This is a genomic window from Burkholderia sp. BCC0397, assembly GCF_902832865.1.
In the GTDB taxonomy this organism is placed as follows: Bacteria; Pseudomonadota; Gammaproteobacteria; order Burkholderiales; family Burkholderiaceae; genus Burkholderia.
Genome location: NZ_CADFDL010000002.1, coordinates 761042 through 776046, shown reverse-complemented (window position 1 = coordinate 776046; position 15005 = coordinate 761042). Strand labels below are relative to the sequence as shown.

Sequence of the window (15005 nt, the reverse complement as noted above, 5' to 3'; positions counted from 1 at the left end):
TGGTATCGCCATCGCTCCCGCAAACCCACTCGTCCGGACGGCCAGTGGGGTTTCCCCGCATGTCGCTCGCCTGAAACCGACGAAAATCGGGTAAAATCATGCCTTTACGCGTTGCGCATCGCGCGCAGCGCGGGTCGTACCCCGCTCTTTGTCAATTCGCGTCTCACCTCGCCCCGGCACGCTTGCGCCGTTCCGGGCGGTTGTCCCACTTCGTGGCGGCCCGTGCCGCCGGCTACAGGATCCAGGCTCATGCATCCCATGCTCAACATTGCTGTCAAGGCTGCGCGCCGCGCCGGACAGATCATCAATCGCGCGTCCCTCGATCTCGACCTGATCGAGATCCGCAAGAAGCAGCAGAACGACTTCGTCACCGAAGTGGACAAGGCCGCCGAAGACGCGATCATCGAGACGCTGAAGACCGCCTACCCCGACCACGCGATCCTCGCGGAGGAATCGGGCGAATCGGAGAACGAATCCGAATTCAAGTGGATCATCGATCCGCTCGACGGCACGACCAACTTCATCCACGGCTTCCCGTATTACTGCGTATCGATCGCGCTCGAGCACAAGGGCGTCGTCACGCAGGCCGTCGTCTACGATCCGAACAAGAACGACCTGTTCACGGCCACCCGCGGCCGCGGCGCGTACCTGAACGACCGCCGCATCCGCGTCGGCCGCCGCGACCGCCTGTCGGATGCGCTGGTCGGCACGGGCTTCCCGTTCCGCGAGAAGGACGGCCTCGACGCGTACGCGCGCCTCTTCACCGAAATGACGCAGGCCTGCACGGGCCTGCGCCGCCCGGGCGCGGCGGCGCTCGACCTCGCGAACGTCGCGGCCGGCCGCCTCGACGCGTTCTTCGAGCAAGGCATCAACGTGTGGGACATGGCGGCGGGCAGCCTGCTGATCACCGAAGCCGGCGGCCTCGTCGGCAACTACACGGGCGACGCCGATTTCCTGCATCGTCATGAGATCGTTGCCGCGAACCCGAAGATCTACGCGCAGATGATCCCGATCCTGAACCGCTACAGCCGCGTGCATCCGGCAGCGGAGTAAGCCCGGGCCGCGCCCGCGTGGCGCGGCTTTCGCGCAAACCGCTCGCGCGGCATCGTCATGATGGCGCGCCGATCGCCCGACACGCGGGACAATCTTCCGTGCACACGGGTTGCTTCGTGCGCCTATCCTGAAGTTGCTCGAGTTGCCCGTACGGGTCGGCGTACTGCCGCTCGCACCGCTTGTCCCGCAACGACAGCGCATGGTTTGCGTCCGGCATGCCCGCGCGGCGAACACCGCCGCCGGCGTGCCGGCCCCGCCTGTATCAACACCGCCACGGCGCCGTGGCAATCGCATCCGAGTCCCCATGTTACGGCTAAGCGAAATTAAACTCCCCCTCGACCACCCCGACAGCGCGCTCGAGGCCGCGATTCGCGCGCGCCTCGCGGAACTCGGCGTGGCGGCAGACGGGCTGCTCCGTTACACCGTGTTCCGCCGCGCGCACGACGCGCGCAAGCGCGCCGACATCAAGCTCACGTACATCGTCGATATCGAAGTCGACGACGAAGCGGCCGCGCTCGAGCGCATCTCCGGCAAGCCGCATTGCGGCGTGACGCCCGACATGGCGTACCACTTCGTCACGAAGGCGCCCGAACACGCCGATTTCCTGCGCCCGGTCGTCATCGGCATGGGGCCGTGCGGGCTGTTCGCCGGGCTGATCCTCGCGCAGATGGGGTTCCGTCCCATCATCCTCGAACGCGGCAAGGCCGTGCGCGAGCGCACCAAGGACACCTTCGGCCTGTGGCGCAAGAGCGTGCTCAATCCCGAATCCAACGTGCAGTTCGGCGAAGGCGGCGCGGGGACGTTTTCCGACGGCAAGCTGTACAGCCAGATCAAGGATCCGAACCACTATGGCCGCAAGGTGCTGGACGAATTCGTCAAGGCCGGCGCGCCCGAGGACATCCTGTATCTGAGCCGGCCGCACATCGGCACGTTCCGGCTCGTCAGCATGGTGGAAAAAATGCGCGCGTCGATCCACGAACTCGGCGGCGAAGTGCGTTTCGAAACCCGCGTCGACGACATCGAAATCGACCAGGGCAAGGTGCGCGCGCTCAAGCTGTCGAACGGGGAAACGCTGCGGTGCGACCGCGTGGTGCTGGCCGTGGGCCACAGCGCGCGCGACACGTTCCAGATGCTGCACGACCGCGGCGTCTACATCGAAGCCAAGCCGTTCTCGCTGGGTTTTCGCATCGAACATCCGCAGGGGCTGATCGATCGCAGCCGCTTCGGCAAGTTCGCGGGCCACAAGCAGCTCGGCGCGGCCGACTACAAGGTGGTCCACCACGCAAGCAACGGGCGCGCCGTCTACAGCTTCTGCATGTGCCCGGGCGGCACGGTGGTCGCCGCGACCTCGGAGCCCGGCCGCGTGGTCACCAACGGGATGAGCCAGTATTCCCGCGCCGAGCGCAATGCGAATGCGGGCATCGTCGTCGGCATCACGCCGGACGACTATCCGGGCGGCCCGCTCGCCGGCATCGCGTTCCAGCGCAAATGGGAAGAACGCGCGTTCGAACTCGGCGGCGGCGACTACCGCGCGCCGGGCCAGTTGGTCGGCGACTTCATCGCGGGCCGGCCGTCGACGTCGCTGGGCGCCGTGGAGCCGTCGTACAAGCCCGGCGTGAATCCGACCGATCTCAGCACCGCGCTGCCGGACTACGTGATCGAAGCGATCCGCGAAGCCCTGCCCGAGATCGACAAGAAGATCGCCGGCTTCGCGATGCATGATGCCGTGCTCACCGGCGTGGAAACGCGCACGTCGTCGCCGATCCGGATTCGACGCAAGGACGACTACCAGAGCATGAACGTCGAAGGCCTGTATCCGGCCGGCGAAGGCGCCGGGTATGCGGGCGGCATCTATTCGGCAGCGATCGACGGCATCGAGGTCGCGCAAGCGGTGGCGCTCAGTCTGACGTCGGGACACGCGTCCTGATCTGCGATACGGGGCCGGCGCGCGCAGGTTCGTGACCTGAGCGCGCCGGCTTTCGCAGGTCCGCCGCACCCATGCGCGTCATCGACGCTCAGCCATGGCGCGCTTTCGGCATTCCCGTCAGAACACGCCTGGAATCAGCCGGTACCGTACCTTCGTCTTGTACGCACGATAATCCGCATCTTCCGACAACACCCGCTCCTCCATTCTGATTCGCCCGATCTGCAACAGCATCCAGACGCCGATCGTGAGCGCGTTCCGGGTACTGAAGTTCGCGAGCAGAAAACCGATTTCGGACAGCAGGTAACCGGCATAGATCGGGTGACGCATGAACCGGTACGCACCCGTCGAGACGACCCCGCGATTGGCTGGCAGCAGGCCGAACGAGCGCCCCAGCGACAGCTTCGCGAACAGTTGCCACGCAATCCCGCAAATTTGCCAGGTGCCTCCGGCCCACTCCGGAATCAGTTGCGTACTGGCGGTCAGTTGATAAGCCAGGCAATAGAACGATCCGCCAAGAGAAAAGCACACCGCGACGGGGTGCCAGTCCCGCCGCGTCGGCAATTTCGCAAAAGCCGACATGCCGACGGTCAGTATCGCGGAAACCAGCAGCAGGATCAGCGTGATCCGGCTCGGATCCGATCGCCACGACATGTAAATCAGATAAGCAAACACACCCAGCACGGTCACTGACGCCACGCGCGCGCCAAGCTCGATCAGATTGATCCGCTCCGACTCGTCTGCGCCCGCTGCAGCGGGCGGCGCCAGGGTACTTTGCGCGCATGCGCCCCCCACGTCCCCTATGGCCTGCTTCATGTTTGTGCCCCGTTATTTATTGCGTTTTTATATATTGCCATTTCAGACTATCACGCCCATTCCATTTAAACGTATTTAAGTTTCGGTTTTGCGCGGTTGATTGGTATAAGTCCCGAGTGCCTCGGCAAATAAAAAGGCCGACGGACCGGATTAAGCGGACTGCCAAACGTTTCACCGGTCTATCAGAACATGAACATCGAAGACCTGTATCCCTCCGGCGAAGATGCCGGGTATGCGGGCGCTATCCATTCGGCGGCGATCGCGCCTAAAGCGATACCCGCTCCAGAAACTTCCGGATCTCGAGCGAATAGGCACCGGGGTGCGAGAACCTGAACATGTGGCCGGTGCGCGGCATGACGACTTCCTGCGCGCCCTTTATGCCGTTCAGGAGAATCCCCGCGGCTTCCTTGCCGATCAGCTTGTCCTCTTCCGGCGTCAGGATCAGCGTCGGAACGTTGATCTGCTTCAGCCGGGTCGTATAGTCCGCCTTCTCGATCGAACGCATGCGGTTGACGTACGCGCGGTGCGGCGTCTCCCGGACGAAGAAGGCGCGACTCTTTCCGGCAGACCACGGAATCTCCCCTTCGCTGTCGAACGACGAAGCCAGTTGCGCCGCGTGGATCCGAAGCGTCGTCTGCCGGTAAAACGGCCCCGGGAAGAACGGTGCAAGCGCCGCCAGCGCCTTCAGCAACGGCGACGTGATCGGGCTCCTGGCGAAGCCGCCGGAAATCACGAGGCCCTCGAGGCCCTTCGGCTGCCGCGTCACCACCGCGATCGACGAGACCGCGCCATACGAATCGCCCACCAGCACGTAGCGCTCGAGGTCCTTCACCTGGTCGACGATGAAATCGGCCAACGTTTCCAGTTCGTACACGTCATCCGGCAAACGAAGCGTACGCATCGCGCGGTTCTGCAATGCGGTCAACTGGTCGAGCTGCCACGGAGCCCCGGCGAAGCAAGGGATCATCACCAACGTGGGCGCGGTTTTCATCGGGTACTCCTGGGGGGTTGATTGAACGACGCCCCCACTCTAGGAGGACCGCGGCATACGATCCAATGGCATCGGCACATCGAGTCGATGCACGAGATTCATGACGTCGCGTCGCTCGGGCCGCACCAGGCCCCCGCCGCTGCGTGACCGGAGATCATCATGTTCGTCACCCACTCGACGGCGGGCTCGTTGGCGCGCCCGCGGGCTCGAATGACGAGCACTTCCCAGGTCGGCAGCGCCAGCGGCAATTCGAACAGACTGAGCTGCGCGGTCTCCTGCAACCGCAATGCGATTCGCTCGGCAACCACGGCAATCGATTGTGACGCGCCGACCATGAACGGAACGGCCAGGAAGCCGGGGCAAGTGACGTGCACGTTGCGGGTACGACCGAGGCTCTCCAGCGCCTCGTCGACCGCGCCCCGTGCATCGCCGCGCGGCGAGACCAGGATGTGCGGCAGTCGAGCGAAGTCGTCGAGGTCCATGTGCAGCTTCCTGCCCCGCTTGATCAGCGCGGGATGGCCCTTGCACGCGATGCCGACGAAGCGCTCCTTGTGGACGAGCCGGCAATCGAAACGCTGCGGGATCCGGGCAAAAGAGCCGGACCCCAGCACGATGTCGAATTCGCCGGCGTCCAGCATGCGCAGCGCGGATTCGCTGTCGGCCGGCCTCAGTTGCAGCACGAGCCCCGGTGCGGCGGCCTGGATCGTGGCGAGAACGGGCGCGATCACGGTCAGGACGGCGTGATCGGTGGCCGCCACCGACAGCGTCGCCTGCAAGCGGCCGGGATCGAACGGGCCGCGCGGGCTGGCCACGAGCCTGACCGACTCGAGCACCGCCGCCACTCGCGGCATCAATTCCACGGTCAGCGGGGTCGGCACGATCCCGCGCGGATTGCGGATGAAAAGCTGATCGTCGAAGGCCGTACGCAGCCTCGACAACGCATGGCTGGTAGCGGACTGGGTCAAATGCAATCGTTCGGCCGCGCGGCCGACGTGCCGCTCGACCCACAGCGCTTCGAGCACGACCAGCAGATTGAGATCGAAACGCGTCAGATCCAGTGGCTTCATAGACTCTTCATTCGTGGCTCGACGCACGGAATGTCGTCCCGCCCTTGCCGCGGCGGCGAGCATACCCGATCAGGGCAACGGAGCGCGACCTGCGCCACGATAGCGCGAGCGCTCCGTCGCTACGCCATACGCGGAGGCGGTGCTTGGCGATATCCGAACCTTGGTCAGCCTTCCGAACGCTCCACGACCACTTCACTGATTTGCAGCACGGGTTGTATATCCGTGTAATTGGCTATGTCGGCCATGATCTCCTGCGCGTGCGGGTCGCGGGCTGCCTGGAAAGCTTCGACGGACGTGCAGACGAAGTCACACTTGGCGACATAAACAGGGTCGGCGCCAGGCGCACCGCCTGCGATGCCTTTGTCCACCGTGTAGTACAGACATGCCGCGCCGAGCCGCTGTTTCACCATGGGCATATGCCTGTCGCGGTAGTAAGTATGGTCGAATCGCGCGCCTGCGGCGTACGGGTACATGACACTGACTTTGATCATCGGGTTCTCCTGTTGCTGCACGGTAATCGAGGCGCCGCCGCCCGCGAGACGACATCGAGGTCGCCAATGTAGGCGTCGTCAAGGCTTCTTCCGGAATCGGCGCGCTCATTTTTCTGATTGTAAGCAGCGGCGAACCCGTCTTGCCAATTTGGTGGCGCTGGGTGCCCAGCGATTCGGGAGCGGTTAGGCGATGTCGGACGCTTCGTGGGTCGGCAGTCGCGTGAGTACGTCTTTCAAATCGCTACTCCTCGGCACCACCGGTAATCGGCCAAACGGCCAACTTCGCACGTTCACATCGAAGCCACTGGTAAACTCGGGCAACCCAAGCAACAACTTCATGCCTGACCTATGACCACGCTGTCGCCCGAGGCCTTTGCCGGCCACACCCCGATGATGCAGCAGTACCTGCGCATCAAGGCCGATCATCCGGACACGCTCGTCTTCTACCGGATGGGCGACTTCTACGAGCTGTTCTTCGAGGATGCGGAAAAAGCGGCACGCCTGCTCGACCTGACCCTCACGCAGCGCGGCGCGTCGGCCGGCACGCCGATCAAGATGGCCGGCGTCCCGCATCACGCGGTCGAGCAGTATCTGGCGAAGCTCGTGAAGATGGGCGAATCGGTCGCGATCTGCGAGCAGATCGGCGATCCGGCCACGTCGAAGGGCCCGGTCGAGCGCAAGGTCATGCGCGTCGTCACGCCCGGCACGCTGACCGATGCCGCGCTGCTGTCCGACAAGAACGACGTCTACCTGCTCGCGATGTGCACCGGCCACAACAAGCGCGGCGTCGCGGTCAATGTCGGCCTCGCGTGGCTGAACCTCGCGAGCGGCGCGTTGCGGCTCGCCGAAATCGAGCCCGAGCAGCTTGCCGCCGCGCTCGAACGCATCCGGCCGGCCGAAATCCTGACGCCGGACGGCGCGACCGACGCCATTCCCGCCGGCACGGGCGCAAGCAAGCGCGTGCCGGCGTGGCACTTCGACATCGCATCGGGCACGCAGCGTCTGTGCGACCAGCTCGACGTCGCGAGCCTCGACGGGTTCGGCGCGCATTCGCTGACGAGCGCATGCGGCGCGGCCGGCGCGCTGCTGCTCTATGCCGCGGCCACGCAAGGCCAGCAACTGCGGCACGTGCGCAGCCTGAAGGTCGAGAACGAAACCGAATACATCGGGCTCGATCCGGCCACGCGCCGCAACCTCGAACTGACCGAGACGCTGCGCGGCACCGAGTCGCCCACGCTGTATTCGCTGCTCGACACCTGCTGCACGACGATGGGCAGCCGCCTGCTGCGTCACTGGCTGCATCACCCGCCGCGCGCCTCGGTTGCCGCGCAGTCGCGCCAGCAGGCGATCGGCGCGCTGCTCGATGCACCGGCCAGCGCGAGCCTCGATGCGCTGCGCAGCGCGCTGCGCCAGATCGCCGACGTCGAACGGATCACCGGGCGTCTCGCGCTGCTGTCCGCGCGCCCGCGCGACCTGTCGAGCCTGCGCGACACGTTCGCCGCGCTGCCGGCACTGCGCGAGCGCATCGGCGCGATCGTCGCGAACGCGGATGCGCTCGCGCGCGTCGACGCGGCGCTCGCGCCGCCCGCCGAATGCCTCGACCTGCTGACGAGCGCGATCGCCACCGAGCCGGCCGCGATGGTGCGCGACGGCGGCGTGATCGCGCGCGGCTACGATGCCGAGCTCGACGAGCTGCGCGACATTTCGGAGAACTGCGGGCAGTTCCTGATCGATCTCGAAGCGCGCGAGCGCGCACGCACCGGCATCGCGAACCTGCGCGTCGAATACAACAAGGTGCACGGCTTCTACATCGAGGTCACGCGTGGCCAGACCGACAAGGTGCCCGACGACTACCGCCGCCGCCAGACGCTGAAGAACGCCGAGCGCTACATCACGCCGGAACTGAAGACCTTCGAGGACAAGGCGCTGTCCGCACAGGAGCGCGCATTGGCGCGCGAGCGCGCGCTGTACGACTCGGTGCTGCAGGCGCTGCTGCCGTTCATCCCCGAGTGCCAGCGCGTCGCATCGGCCCTCGCCGAGCTCGACCTGCTCGCCGCCTTCGCCGAACGCGCGCGCGCGCTCGACTGGGTCGCGCCGACCTTCACCGATGAGATCGGCATCGAAATCGAGCAGGGTCGCCATCCGGTGGTCGAAGCGCAGGTCGAGCAGTTCATCGCGAACGACTGCCGGTTCGGCACCGAGCGCAAGCTGCTGCTGATCACCGGGCCGAACATGGGCGGTAAGTCCACGTTCATGCGGCAGACCGCGCTGATCGCGCTGATGGCGTACGTCGGCAGCTACGTGCCGGCGAAGTCGGCATGCTTCGGCCCGATCGACCGGATCTTCACGCGCATCGGCGCGGCTGACGATCTCGCGGGCGGCCGCTCGACCTTCATGGTCGAGATGACCGAAGCCGCGGCGATCCTCAACGACGCGACGCCGCAAAGCCTCGTGCTGATGGACGAAATCGGCCGCGGCACGTCGACCTTCGACGGCCTCGCGCTCGCCTGGGCGATCGCACGCCACCTGCTGGCGCACAACGCGTGCTACACGCTGTTCGCGACGCACTACTTCGAGCTGACGCAACTGCCGGCCGAATTCCCGCAGGCGGCCAACGTCCACCTGTCGGCCGTCGAGCACGGTCACGGGATCGTGTTCCTGCACGCGGTCAACGAAGGCCCGGCAAACCAGAGCTACGGCCTTCAGGTCGCGCAGCTCGCGGGCGTCCCGGCGCCGGTGATCCGCGCCGCGCGCAAGCACCTCGCGTATCTCGAACAGCAGTCGGCCTCCCAGCACACGCCGCAACTCGACCTCTTCAGCGCGCCGCCGGCGGCCGTCGACGATCTCGAATGCGCGGACGCGCCGGCGCTGCCCGACACGCCGCATCCGGCGCTCGAAAAACTGCGCGACATCGATCCCGACGATCTCAAGCCGCGCGAGGCGCTCGACCTGCTGTACGAACTGCGCACGCTGGTCCGGTCGCACGATGCCGACGGGCACGCGTAAGCGCATTCCGCGGGGTCTGCCGGCCCGCGCCGCCGCCGCGCTCGCCGCGGCGGTGCTTGCGCTGGCGCAGGCCGGTGCGCTGGCCGCGCCGCCCAAGCGCAGCGCCGCGCCCTACTCGTTCGCGGTCGTGTCGAGCGTCATCAACGGGCCGGCGGACGAACCGGCCGCGCAGCGGCTGCTCGATGCGATCGCACGCGAGCGCAACCTCGCGTTCGTCGTCTACGCGGGCGATCTCAAAGACTCGAAGGAAGCATGCCGCGACGCGCTGTATTCGCAGCGCGGCGCGATCCTGGATTCAGCACGCGTGCCGCTCGTGTTCATTCCCGGCCACGACGACTGGATCGCGTGCAACACCGCGGCCGGCGGCGGCTACGACCCGGTCGAGCGGCTCGATTTCCTGCGACAGACGCTGCTCGCCGAGTCGGCGCTGCCCGACCCCGGTGCGCTGCAGATTACGCGCGAGAGCGAAGTCGCACGGTTCCGGCCATATCGCGAAAACGCACGCTGGATGCGCGACGACATCGTCTACGTCGCACTCAATGCGCCGGCGCCGAACAACCATTATTTGACGGCGGGCGGCCGCAACGGCGAATTCGAGGACCGCATCATCGCGAACGGCTTCTGGATCGACCACGCGGCCGAATATGCAAAGCGGCGCGAAGCGCGCGCGATGGTCGTGATGTTCGAGGGCGATCCGCAGTTCGAACGCTATGAACGCTCGGAGCGCTTCGCGTGGCTGCGTTTCAACCGGTCGCGCGTGCGCGACGGCTTCCGTGAACTGAAACGAACGCTGGTGAAGGCGGCGGCGACGTTCCGCGGCCCGATACTGGTGATGCACGCGAGCGGCGAACCGCTGGCGAACGGCTTTCTGATCGACCGTCCGCTGCATGCCGACGACGGTGAGCTGGTAGGAAACGTGACGCGGGTCGCGATCGGACCGCGCCATCCGGCGAATCAGTGGGTAAAGGTAAGCGTATCGCCGGCGCGGCAGACGATCTTCAACGTGAGCCTGCAGGAGGTGCCGAAGAACCTGCCGGTACCGCCCACCCTGCCGCTCGTGCCGCGCGACGACGTGCCGCTGCCGCAGATGCCGGAAATCCCCGCGCTGCCGGCGCTGCCCGACTCGTCGTCGGTCGCGCCGCCGTTGCAGGGCGACGGCGCCGCACCGGGCGGCGCGTCGTGGCCGGCACCGCCCCCCGCATCGGGGCCGGCGCCGGGCCTGCCGGCAAGCTCAGTGCAGGGTACGCCCTGACGGCGCTTCGCCGTCTTCGTCGTCATCCTCGTCGACGATCTCGAGCCCTTCCGCGCCATGCGCGTGCTCATGCTCGATTTCGTCTTCGGTGGCTTCGCGAACGTCCTTGACGGTCAGCGCGAAACGCAACGCCATGCCCGCCAGCGGGTGATTGCCGTCGAGCACGACCTTGTCTTCGGCGATATCGGTGACCGTATAGATCAGCGAGTCGACTTCCTCGTCAGCGTCTTCCGGCGTGCCTTCGAACTGCATGCCCACTTCGAGCGGCTCGGGAAAACGATCGCGCGGCTCGATCTTCACGAGCTCGGGATCGTAGTCGCCGAACGCGTCCTCCGGCTCGAGCTGGACCTGCGCCTGGTAGCCCGCCTCGTGCCCGTCGAGCTGTTCCTCGATCTTGGGGAACGTGCCATCATAGCCGCCGTGCAGATAGACCATCGGCTCGTCGCTTTCCTCGATCAGATTGCCCTGTGCGTCCGACAGCTTGTAAGTGACCGATACGACGGTGTTTTTTGCGATTTTCATCCAATTCTCCCAAATACAAGTCTCATTATACGATGCGCAACCGGTCTCAAGCCGAACCGCGGGATGCCGCTGCCGCCCCGCTCGGCGCACCGCACCCCGATCTTCCCACGCCGCTGCTCGGCGGTCTTACGCCGGCGCAATTCATGCGCGGCTACTGGCAAAAGAAGCCGCTGCTGATCCGCCAGGCGATCCCTGGCGTCGCGTCGCCGGTCACGCGCGATGCATTGTTCGAGCTCGCCGCCGACTATGACGCGGAATCGCGATTGATCACCCATTTTCGTAACAAGTGGCAACTGGCGCACGGTCCGTTCGAGCCCGACTCGCTGCCTGCGGTCACGCGCAAATCCTGGACCTTGCTCGTGCAGGGGATCGACCTGCACGTCGACGCGGCTCGCGCGTTGCTCGACCGCTTCCGCTTCATCCCCGACGCGCGGCTGGACGACCTGATGATCTCGTATGCGACGGACGGCGGCGGCGTCGGCCCGCACTTCGACTCATATGACGTATTCCTGCTGCAGGTCGAAGGCCGGCGCCGCTGGCGGGTCGGCGCGCAGAAGGATCTGTCGCTGCAGCCGGACGTGCCGCTGAAGATCCTCGAAAACTTCGAGCCGAGCGACGAATGGGTGCTGGAGCCCGGCGACATGCTGTACCTGCCGCCGCACATCGCGCACGACGGCGTTGCCGAAGGCGAGTGCATGACCTGCTCGATCGGCTTCCGGGCCCCGTCCGCCGGCGAGCTGGGCGCCCAGTTCCTGTACTACCTCGCGGAGCGCGGCGGCCTGCGCGACGCGGCCGGCGACGACCTCTACCGCGATCCGAAGCAGCCGGCCGTCGACGCGCCCGCGCAACTGCCGCCGGCGATGGTCGAACGTGTGACCGAGATCGTCGACGCGATCCGCTGGCGCAAGCGCGACGTCGCCGAATTCCTCGGCTGCTACCTGAGCGAACCCAAATCGAACGTCGTTTTCGACCCGCCCGAGCGTCCGCTGTCCGAAGCCGCGTTCGTCGCGCAAGCATCACGCCGTGGCGTGCGTCTCGACAGAAGGGCCGCATTGATGTATAACGCGCGCTCGTACTTCATTAATGGCGAGGAAGGACCGCTCGAGCAAGCCGATGAATGGCTGCCCGAACTGGCCAATCAACGCCAGATGGAGGCGAAACGGTTTGTAACACTATCCCGGGTTCCCTCGATGACAGCCTTGTTGCACGAGTGGTATCGTGCGGGCTGGCTACGGGTCGGCAGCCGGAATTAGTGTGAGTCGCCCCGTATGCCCGTACAGATCAAATTCTGTATGGGAAAGACAACGTATTGACCCCGCATTTGTCGACGGTCGATAGGAAAGTGCATATAATTTCCGCCCAAGCCGTAGGGAAGATTCACGCTCTAGAAGTGCGTCTCCACCAGCGGCCCAGGTCGGTGTTGGAGCACATTACCGGTATTGTTTCGCGCTGTTGCTTACCTTTAACCATAAAAGGACGTGATCATGAAGAAATCCCTCCTCGTAGCTTCCCTGTTGGCTGCTGTTGCACTGGCTGCTTGCAACAAGAGCGCTGATCAAGCTGCTTCGTCGGCTGCTAGCGACGCATCGGCTGCTGCTTCGTCGGCTGCTTCGGCAGTTGCTGGTGCTGCGAGCGACGCTTCGGCTGCTGCTTCGTCGGCAACGGCTGCTGCGAGCGACGCTGCTGCTGCAGTGGCGTCGGCTGCTTCGGCAGCGACGGCTGCTCCGGCTTCGGGCGCAAGCCAGTAAGCCTTCAGCATCAGCTGAAAAAAAACCGGCCCGAGGGCCGGTTTTTTTACGTCTGCCGCTTTCGCATCGAGCGCCCGGCAGCCGCGTGGGGCCGCCGCAGCAGCCCTTATCCGAGCGTCAACCAGTCGAAGCCCGCGTCCTGCGAGGCCACGATCACGTCTTCCCCGTCCGTCCCGAGTACGCCGCCAAACGCCTGGCGGGCCAGTTCCGGCTGGTTGTTCTGCTGGCTCAGATGGGCCGCGACCAGGTGCTGGAGACGGCTGCGTTCCAGCGACGCGAGGATGTCGGCCGCCGCGTCGTTGCTCAGGTGGCCGTGATTGCCGCCGATCCGCGCCTTCAGCGACTGCGGATAGCGGCTGGCGGCCAGCATCGCGGTATCGTGGTTGGATTCGAGCACCAGCGCGTCACAGCCGCTCAGGACGGCCGTGATGTGCGGCGTGGCCATCCCGACGTCCGTCAGCACGCCGAGCCGGCGGCTTCCGTCCATGAAGACGAACTGGAGCGGTTCCCGCGCATCGTGAGGGACCGTATAGGGCATCACGGCCAGATCGCGTATCGCGGCCGTCTCGTCGCCCCACAGCACGTGGAGATCGACATCGGCCTCGTCCGCGCCGACCGCGCGCGCGGTGCCCCAGCTCATGTAGAGCGGCAGCGACGCACGGCGCGCGAGCGTCAGCGCACTGCCGACGTGATCGCTGTGTTCATGGGTAATGAGGATCGCATCGAGATCGGCGATGCAGAGATTCAGTCGGCCGAGCCGGCGCTCGACCTCCTTGGCGGAAAAGCCGCAGTCGAGCAGCACGCGGGTGGTCGTCGTGCCGCTCGAGGCCTCGACGACCAGCGCATTGCCTTCGCTGCCGCTTCCGAGGCTGGCGAATCGCACGCGCTCAGTTCAGCTGCGCGTGCAGCAGCGAAATGAGCCGCTGCGCGTCCGACGAGTTGTCGACCTGGCCGTTCGCGCCGACCACCGCGACCTGCGTGCCGCCATTGCCCTGCGCGCGCACGTTGATCAGATATTCCTTGCCGGGCTTGGCCGCCGACGGGCCGCCGTAGAACAGCTTGCCGAACAGGCCGTCACGCTTGAGCTCTTCCATCGAATTCGCGTAGCGCACGGTGTACATGCCCTTCTCGCGGTCGCGATTGTCGACCGTGAAGTTGGTCCGGTCGAGCGCCAGGCCCACGCGCAGCCACGCGCGGTCGAACGACTCGGCCAGTTGCAGCGTCGCCGCGCCGCTGCTCGTATCGCCGACCTGCGCCGGCGCCGTCGCGGGGCGCGCATCGGTCAGCAACTGCTTCGCCTGCGCGTCGGTCAGGCCGAACTTCTGCATCAGCTTCGACAGGAACACGGCTTCGAGCACCGGGTTGCGCGGACGCTCTTCCCAGCGCGACGACGTGCCGCCCTGCGGGCCGACCATCATTTCTTCCATCGCGCTGTGCGTGATCGAGATGTCGGTGTTGCCGTCCGACGTCCGGTTCACGAGCGTGCGGAAGCGGTCGCGCGTACCCGACGAATAGGCGAAATCGATGACCTTGCCGATCGTGCGGCGGAACCAGTCGTCCGGAATGTTCGCACGGTTCTCGGCCCAGTCGGTGGCCATGATGCCCGTCGACGGTGCATCGGTCTTCAGCGAGAAGCCATTCTCCTGCCAGAACTCCTTCAGGATCGGCCACAACTGCTCGGGCGTCCGGCCGTCGACGACGAGCCAGCGGCGATCGCCGTCGCGCTCGATGTGCATGCCGAGCGGATCCTGCGCGCTCGGGATGCCGTCGGTCGCGTTGCCGGCCTGCGTGGTGGCCCGCGGCGGCAGCGTGCCGAGCCCGGCGTTGGTCGGCGGCGCGACGAACTGCTGCGTCGTCTGCACCGGCTTCAGGTCGCTCGGCACCGCGAGCGGCGGCGCCGAGCCGGTGTTCTTGTAGTTGACCCGGTCAGGGGCCAGGTAGTCGTTCAGCGTATCGCAGCCAGCGAGCGCGCCCAGCGCCAGCGCCACCACCGACAGCTGGATGGCGCGAGAGGAAAAGGCGAAACGTTTCATGAAATCCTTCGTCTTGCTAGAACGCTCGTCAGGAGCGGCGCCGGACGGAGCCGGCCGGTGCGGGTTGATCAGGGGTCGAGCCGGCGGCCGCAGGACGCGGCC

At 66.0% G+C, this 15005-nt stretch carries 13 protein-coding genes; 5 read left to right on the top strand and 8 right to left on the bottom strand.

Annotated elements, in window-relative coordinates; translation table 11 throughout:
* Nucleotides 1-249: 249 nt before the first annotated feature.
* Together HWX03_RS08340 and HWX03_RS08335 are read left to right on the top strand one after the other, a co-directional pair.
* Entirely contained in the window at nucleotides 250-1053 is an 804-nt protein-coding gene (locus HWX03_RS08340) for an inositol monophosphatase family protein (protein ID WP_059608913.1), read from the top strand.
* 304 nt (nucleotides 1054-1357) lie between these two features.
* Nucleotides 1358-2980, top strand: coding sequence for an NAD(P)/FAD-dependent oxidoreductase (locus HWX03_RS08335; RefSeq protein WP_175870952.1), 1623 nt, complete (start codon nucleotides 1358-1360; stop codon nucleotides 2978-2980).
* A gap of 117 nt (nucleotides 2981-3097) precedes the next feature.
* On the opposite strand, the gene HWX03_RS08330 is transcribed toward HWX03_RS08335, so the two are convergent.
* The 4 genes from HWX03_RS08330 to HWX03_RS08315 form a co-directional block, all read right to left on the bottom strand.
* Nucleotides 3098-3793: an isoprenylcysteine carboxylmethyltransferase family protein gene (locus HWX03_RS08330; protein ID WP_175870951.1), complete on the bottom strand. Its 696-nt coding sequence runs from the start codon at nucleotides 3791-3793 to the stop codon at nucleotides 3098-3100.
* A 265-nt stretch (nucleotides 3794-4058) separates the two neighbouring features.
* The gene (locus HWX03_RS08325; RefSeq protein WP_175870950.1) at nucleotides 4059-4784 is read right to left on the bottom strand and encodes an alpha/beta hydrolase; all 726 of its coding nucleotides are present in this window, start codon (nucleotides 4782-4784) and stop codon (nucleotides 4059-4061) included.
* A gap of 98 nt (nucleotides 4785-4882) precedes the next feature.
* Nucleotides 4883-5851: a LysR family transcriptional regulator gene (locus HWX03_RS08320; protein WP_175870949.1), complete on the bottom strand. Its 969-nt coding sequence runs from the start codon at nucleotides 5849-5851 to the stop codon at nucleotides 4883-4885.
* Nucleotides 5852-6015: 164 nt separating this feature from the next.
* Entirely contained in the window at nucleotides 6016-6342 is a 327-nt protein-coding gene (locus HWX03_RS08315; protein ID WP_174431808.1) for an EthD family reductase, read from the bottom strand.
* Between the two features lie 348 nt (nucleotides 6343-6690).
* On the opposite strand from HWX03_RS08315, the gene mutS reads away from it, so the two are divergent.
* Both mutS and HWX03_RS08305 read left to right on the top strand, forming a co-directional pair.
* On the top strand, nucleotides 6691-9348 hold the full coding sequence (mutS, locus tag HWX03_RS08310; protein ID WP_175870948.1) for a DNA mismatch repair protein MutS: 2658 nt from the start codon (nucleotides 6691-6693) through the stop codon (nucleotides 9346-9348).
* Nucleotides 9329-10600, top strand: a complete 1272-nt coding sequence (locus HWX03_RS08305; RefSeq protein ID WP_175870947.1) for a hypothetical protein — start codon at nucleotides 9329-9331, stop codon at nucleotides 10598-10600. Before mutS ends, HWX03_RS08305 begins: the two co-directional genes overlap by 20 nt.
* On the opposite strand, the gene HWX03_RS08300 is transcribed toward HWX03_RS08305, so the two are convergent.
* Nucleotides 10580-11122, bottom strand: a complete 543-nt coding sequence (locus tag HWX03_RS08300; protein WP_174431805.1) for a peptidylprolyl isomerase — start codon at nucleotides 11120-11122, stop codon at nucleotides 10580-10582. The genes HWX03_RS08305 and HWX03_RS08300 overlap by 21 nt on opposite strands.
* Before the next feature lie 32 nt (nucleotides 11123-11154).
* Between HWX03_RS08300 and HWX03_RS08295 the strand changes: the two genes are divergently transcribed.
* Nucleotides 11155-12375, top strand: a complete 1221-nt coding sequence (locus tag HWX03_RS08295; protein ID WP_175870946.1) for a cupin domain-containing protein — start codon at nucleotides 11155-11157, stop codon at nucleotides 12373-12375.
* A gap of 322 nt (nucleotides 12376-12697) precedes the next feature.
* Here HWX03_RS08295 and HWX03_RS08290 read toward each other — a convergent pair whose 3' ends face one another.
* The 3 genes from HWX03_RS08290 to bamC all read right to left on the bottom strand — a co-directional run bounded on the left by HWX03_RS08290 (nucleotide 12698) and on the right by bamC (nucleotide 14903).
* Nucleotides 12698-12862: a hypothetical protein gene (locus HWX03_RS08290; protein ID WP_174389636.1), complete on the bottom strand. Its 165-nt coding sequence runs from the start codon at nucleotides 12860-12862 to the stop codon at nucleotides 12698-12700.
* 114 nt (nucleotides 12863-12976) lie between these two features.
* The gene (locus HWX03_RS08285) at nucleotides 12977-13753 is read right to left on the bottom strand and encodes an MBL fold metallo-hydrolase (RefSeq protein WP_175819542.1); all 777 of its coding nucleotides are present in this window, start codon (nucleotides 13751-13753) and stop codon (nucleotides 12977-12979) included.
* A 4-nt stretch (nucleotides 13754-13757) separates the two neighbouring features.
* Nucleotides 13758-14903, bottom strand: coding sequence for an outer membrane protein assembly factor BamC (bamC, locus tag HWX03_RS08280; protein WP_175819541.1), 1146 nt, complete (start codon nucleotides 14901-14903; stop codon nucleotides 13758-13760).
* Between the last annotated feature and the right edge of the window lie 102 nt (nucleotides 14904-15005).